The sequence below is a fragment of the Zooshikella ganghwensis DSM 15267 genome, assembly GCF_000428585.1.
Lineage (GTDB): Bacteria > Pseudomonadota > Gammaproteobacteria > Pseudomonadales > Zooshikellaceae > Zooshikella > Zooshikella ganghwensis.
The window spans coordinates 1-5,002 of record NZ_AUAF01000222.1 but is presented as its reverse complement, the minus strand read 5'-3'; the positions used below and the strand labels follow the sequence as shown (position 1 = coordinate 5,002).

At 36.6% G+C, this 5,002-nt stretch carries 5 protein-coding genes; 2 read left to right on the top strand and 3 right to left on the bottom strand.

Annotation, left to right across the window (positions count from 1 at the left end):
* Together F607_RS0124445 and F607_RS0124440 are read right to left on the bottom strand one after the other, a co-directional pair.
* A partial coding sequence (locus F607_RS0124445) for a hypothetical protein (RefSeq protein WP_027710143.1) occupies positions 1-620 on the bottom strand: 620 nt, incomplete at its 3' end.
* 316 nt (positions 621-936) lie between these two features.
* Complete coding sequence (locus tag F607_RS0124440) at positions 937-1,593, bottom strand: NAD(P)H-dependent oxidoreductase (RefSeq protein WP_027710142.1); 657 nt, start codon at positions 1,591-1,593, stop codon at positions 937-939.
* Between the two features lie 125 nt (positions 1,594-1,718).
* On the opposite strand from F607_RS0124440, the gene F607_RS0124435 reads away from it, so the two are divergent.
* Positions 1,719-2,069 (top strand): winged helix-turn-helix transcriptional regulator, encoded by a 351-nt coding sequence (locus F607_RS0124435; protein ID WP_027710141.1) that lies wholly within the window; start codon positions 1,719-1,721, stop codon positions 2,067-2,069.
* 726 nt (positions 2,070-2,795) lie between these two features.
* Positions 2,796-3,722 carry a GAF domain-containing protein gene (locus tag F607_RS31620; RefSeq protein WP_051311807.1) on the top strand — a complete coding sequence of 309 codons (927 nt, stop codon included), beginning with the start codon at positions 2,796-2,798 and terminating at the stop codon, positions 3,720-3,722.
* Positions 3,723-3,730: 8 nt separating this feature from the next.
* Here F607_RS31620 and F607_RS0124425 read toward each other — a convergent pair whose 3' ends face one another.
* The gene (locus F607_RS0124425) at positions 3,731-4,513 is read right to left on the bottom strand and encodes a substrate-binding periplasmic protein (RefSeq protein WP_051311806.1); all 783 of its coding nucleotides are present in this window, start codon (positions 4,511-4,513) and stop codon (positions 3,731-3,733) included.
* Positions 4,514-5,002: the final 489 nt, after the last annotated feature.

Here is a 5,002-nt window from a genome sequence, read left to right as displayed (position 1 = left end):
GCTTTACTGCGCTCGTCGTATTTATCGATAATGCCTGGTGGTAGCGAAGCTTTAAAGACTTCACCACAGATTGCACAGCGTAAGCGCTGTCGTTCATAGCGATAGGCTTCAAACAGCTGTCCGCCTTCAATAGGAATAAATACACCTGGTGTCTTCAATTGATAAAGGCGGCCACCACAGTGTAAAGGACAAGGATCACCTGGGGCATAGTCAGGGTGATTCAGAACAATGGTTTCTGCGGCAGTATACGCATCTGCTGCAATACGGCCATGACCTTTAATTTTAGAAGGTTGCTGATCATCTTTAGCCGTATCATCAGCATTGACAGGGGGCGCACCCTCATCATTAGCCGCCTCAGAGGTTACTGTCTCTGTAGATGTGATATCTGGATCAGCGTCGGGTTGAGGCCGATGACGTTTCTCTGTTTGTATCGCAAACACTTTTTTCAGCGTATTGATACTGATTTTTGAGAAGGTGAGTTTTTGCTGGAGCCATAAACAGAGGTCCAACACGCCCATGATGAGGGTTTTATGGTCCTGGTTTAGCGATGAGGCCGTAATGGCCTGCTGGAGGTCCTGGTAAGCTTCAGGGGATAAGGTTTCAATCTTGGGTTGCTTCATACAACATAAACGGCTATTTATGAAATGAATGCAGCGTACTAGACAGACAGAGAACTGAGTAAGAAGACATTAGCGGTATAGCGTGTACGTTTTTTACTGCAGCACACGATTGCAGAGGGGATACGTACAAATTGATGCCATTGTTTCTAACGGTGAAGGAACACCTCCACAGGCATAGTATTAATATTAAGTTAGGGCCTGTTCTGCCCTAACCCCATCGATACATAAAGCCTTACATCACTGGCAGCAAAAAGCATATCGAGAAACAAACAATGCTTTTTGCTGCTTGTGTGTATACAACAATTATGTGTTTATTTTAAATACGAACCATAATGCTGCCCATGCTGCGCCGAGACTTGGGAAGCTTTGCGTTGTAATCTTCTTGAGAGTGATGATAGCCAATAGCTAAGGCCAGATCACAATGATAGCCATTAAGCTCTTCTTTAAACTCCTCATTAACTAATTCAATATCAATACCTTCCATCGGAGTAGAATCAATTCTGAGGCGTGCTAAAGTGTGTAGCGTATTACCAAGCGCTATGTAGGTTTGTGCTTTTGTCCAGTTGCCATTATACCCGTTTTTATCTGTGTTAAGTTCAGCAAACATGAAACCACCAAATGCACTCTCCCTATTTTCTGGCTTGGTGCGTTGATCAACTATGCCATTATCCACTACCTCAGCATAATCTTCTCGCGAGTAGCGTGGGTTATGCGCAAAAAGAATAATATGCGAGCTGTCAAAAACATGAGGCTGATTAAAATGATATTTATTGGCAAATGTTTTATTCATACGCGCTTTCGCGGCATCACTTTCAACCACAACGAATTTCCATGGTTGCGAGTTTATAGAGGATGCTGAGAGACGCATGGCCTCAAAAAGTACATCAAGATCCTTTTTTGGAATCTTTTTGTTTGGGTCATATTTTTTGGTTGTGTATCTCCAGCGAAGGTCTTCAATAATTGGATTGTTCATGGATCATTCCTAACTACATATATGGTTGCTGTCAACTTGCCGACAGAATACACTGTACTTATAAACTATGTAAGTACGCACATTTATGATACAAAGTATCTTTTTATATACCAATGGAGTTCTCAATGGCTCACACAAACTATAACTGTAATCCTGGTTGCCCAGTTGAGGCTGCTTTAGAAGTCATTGGAGGAAAGTGGAAAGGCGTAATTCTTTACCACCTGCTATCAGAAACTATGCGTTTTAACGAATTACGCCGTGTAATGCCCGAAGTAACACAGAGAATGCTGACAAAACAACTACGGGAGCTTGAAGCAGATAATTTAATTGCAAGGAAAGTTTACCCTGAGGTCCCCCCAAAAGTTGAGTATTCTATGACTGAGTACGGTAAGACATTAACCCCGGTTATTCATTCACTGCAACAGTGGGGGTCAAGACATTTAGAGGAAGTAGCACAACGTGTTGCTGACAGATAGCAAATAACACCTGTTTATTAAATTAACAAATGCTCAGCTGCTCTAATTTAAAGCAAAACAGAAACCTCTTTTTGCAGTTTAGAACAATAAGCGCCCTACTAAAATTAGTCACTAGTGGCGCCCCTATACTGACCTTATTGCATTTCATATACAACAACATTCTCCTAGACACCAAAAGATATACTCCCTAGTGTGGCCTAAATTATCTGCAAACTTTCTTGTGAGATATAAGCTCAATCAACTTCATACAACGTACAAATTAAGATAATCTAGAGGAAGAGAGTTGAATGATGCTGCCACTAAAATACTACATTTCAGACTTAAGACAGTAATATAAAATATTACTACAATCACACTTAAATCACGATCATTTGCACACTGTACCCAATACGAATGGTTTTTTGGTGCAACCATCGAGTAACGAAGCCCCATGAGCCTATATTAATTGGTGATTGGGGTGAGGAGTGAAGATAAAAAAACCTAGAAATCATTCATGAAGGGTATGCAACCAAATCCCTTCATATGATGGACCTTTAGAACGTTTAAGTCTATTGCTGTTGCAACCAAAACTAGCTACTAGAGAACTTTTAAGCATCTTCATCACTTAACAAGTTATTACTAAAAATTTTTCATTTTGGGTATATAATCTAGATAGTTGGTACCTTTTAATGGCTTTTATCAAAAAGATTTTTCCTAAATTATTCATTAATAATTCAAAGGAATGAAATGATTATTCCAGCTATCCCACAAGATGAACACAATAGACTTGAAACACTTCATGCTCTCAAAATCTTAGATACTGAAGCAGAAGAACGTATTGATCGATATACTAGGTTTGCAAGTCTGATATTTAATATGCCTATCGCTCTTGTTACTCTTGTTGATGAAAAAAGACAATGGTTTAAATCAAGAGTGGGCTTATCTGTTAAAGAAACGGAAAGAATTATATCATTTTGTGGTCACTGCATCCTTACAGATGAACCTCTTATAGTCTCTGACACCTATCAAGATGAACGCTTTCATGATAATCCGTTAGTTTCAGCAAAGCCATTTATTCGCTTCTATGCTGGAATCCCATTAACAATGCCTGATGGATGTAGGGTTGGAACATTCTGTATCATTGATCAATCACCAAGAGTTTTCTCTAACACAAGTAAAAAAGTACTACAATTATTGGGAGAAATCGTTGAAAAAGAAATAGCTTCTCCACAGTTTCAAGATACAGATGAGTTAACTGGCATATCAAATACCAGTGGATTTAATAAGTTGGCTTCACTGACAATTAAAGCAGAACTAAGCAGCAATAAAGATATCCAATGTGTATTATTTACCCTCTCTTCATTAAGTGAAATCAACAATCAGCATGGATATAAAACAGGAGATAATGCACTCATTAATTTTGCCAAATTATTACTAAAAGGCTCAAAAGATGTTTATGCAATAGGGCGGCTTTCAGGTAATATATTTGGCGCACTTATCCCCAACTTTTCTACTCAAACCACTATTAGTAGTTATTTACTCAGAATATCTTCTTTAATATCTGAATTCAACTTAAAAAACAATTATTCTTTAATCTATCAGACCCAATGCGTGAATTTAGGTAAAAAAAGAAAGGCAGAGCATTCCAACAGCTTACTTTTCAAACGATTTTAATTAAAAAATCACATATAATCAACATTTTGAAACCATTCTTTCTGTGTTTTCAAGGTAACACCTGAAAAATCAATATGCCTTTTACCCTGATCAAAAACATTTATTAACCTTATAACCAGTGAATCATTTATATTTCCAACAACATATTCATACGTAGCTCCAAAATACGGATATTTTTTAAAGTTACTAGCATTCCCTTCTTTTGATATTATGTAATCCCAGTTTTTTTCATACCCTGCAAACCCATCAACTCTATTTGCAAAAAGCATTTTAAAGCCCTGAGATATGTTATTCACGGATATCTTATTAAAATAATCAGCGTTATTAAATAACTCTCCATAGTTATAGTCTTTTTTTACAGCTATATTCATCCCCTTTAAGCTTTTAACACCTTTCCAATTTATACTCTTATTTTTAAGAGTATAAATTAAAAATTTAGCCTCATTTACATACTCTTTAGAATAGTGGAATATTTTTTGCCTAGCGCTATTTTTTCCAGCAGGAAAAAGTAAATTTACCTTACCCTCTTTTACAAATTCCAGGGCCCTTGGCCAAGGAAGTATATTCAGCTCTATTGTATAGCCCATTTTGTGATAACTTTGTCGCACTATCTCCCAAGAATAACCCTTAAGGTATTTCGAGTCTTTGCCTGGCGGTATTATCTCAACGCCAAATTCTTTGCTAAAACAAAAGGGTTCATAATCATGTAGTGTTGCAATTTTAACCAATTTGTCACTAGCTTCTGAAATTGAAACAAAAATATAATAACATAACAATAAAAGCAGCCTCATAATCAATTCAGCACCAGTAAATACTATAGTGATAAAGTAACTATAGATTGATTTTAAAAATATTTAAGTTCGTCCTCAAAAATTAATATATAAAAATACATTCCTTATTCTGTCGCCGATAAAGCCCACTACTGATTTTGGATATAGGTAGTACATATCAACCATATTTGTGTAGCAAATTAGAAATAATGACTATGGATGGATGTTTGTAGGAATTATTAATATGGGTACCTCTAAAAATGTTACCAAAATTTCAATATTTTTAGGAAAGATCTTAAATTATAGAAGGTAAATACGATTGTTTATTATTTGACACCAAAATTCACGTTTTATGGGCTCTACAGTGCTAACTACTATCTTACAAAAAGAGATAGTTCTTCCTTTTTTCAAATTGCAGGCGCACTTTTCCTACTTAATGTCACGAACCGCCTCATGTTATAAACTATATTCATCATACCTACTTTCAACTGATGACGTGCAAAGCCTATC

Bases quoted from the DNA above. Each gene is read 5' to 3' on its own strand.
- F607_RS0124440 (WP_027710142.1), bottom strand. From the start codon at position 1,593: ATGAACAATCCAATTATTGAAGACCTTCGCTGGAGATACACAACCAAA.
- F607_RS0124435 (WP_027710141.1), top strand. From the start codon at position 1,719: ATGGCTCACACAAACTATAACTGTAATCCTGGTTGCCCAGTTGAGGCT.
- F607_RS31620 (WP_051311807.1), top strand. From the start codon at position 2,796: ATGATTATTCCAGCTATCCCACAAGATGAACACAATAGACTTGAAACA.
- F607_RS0124425 (WP_051311806.1), bottom strand. From the start codon at position 4,513: ATGAGGCTGCTTTTATTGTTATGTTATTATATTTTTGTTTCAATTTCA.